Annotated in this window: 1 pseudogene; it reads left to right on the forward strand. The window is 71.3% G+C overall.

From position 1 onward, the window contains the following. A pseudogene (locus tag KVP70_RS33210) lies at nt 1-481 on the forward strand (heme utilization protein); the annotation flags it as partial.

The raw sequence follows: 481 nt of genomic DNA on the forward strand, positions 1-481 counted from the left end.
CGCCGCGCTGACCACCGCCCAGGTCAACAACCTGGCCACCGCCTCGCTGGCCGCGCTGAGCACCGCCGGCATCGCCGCGCTGACCACCAACCAGGTCGTCGCGCTGACCTCGGCCCAGCTGAGCAGCTTGGCTTCGGCCCAGATTGCCGCGCTGAGCAGCAACGCCATCGGCGCCATCGAGACCGCCGACCTGTCGGGTCTGACCACCGCCAACGTCGCCGTGCTGCGCAGCGCCCAGCTGGCCGGCCTGGCCACGGCACAAGTTGCCGCGCTGTCGACCAACCAGATCGCCGCGCTGAGCACCGCCGCCGTGTCCGGTTTGAGCACCAACCAGATCGTCGCGCTGACCACCGCCCAGGCAAGCTCGCTGAGCACCGCGCAAGTGGCCGGCCTGAGCACCGCCGCCATCGCCGCGCTGGAAACGGCCGACTTCGCCGCACTGAAGTCCGACGCGATCGCCGCGCTGAGCGCCAATCAGGTC

Origin of the sequence: Duganella violaceipulchra, from assembly GCF_019166075.1 — a bacterium.
Lineage (GTDB): Bacteria > Pseudomonadota > Gammaproteobacteria > Burkholderiales > Burkholderiaceae_D > Rugamonas > Rugamonas violaceipulchra.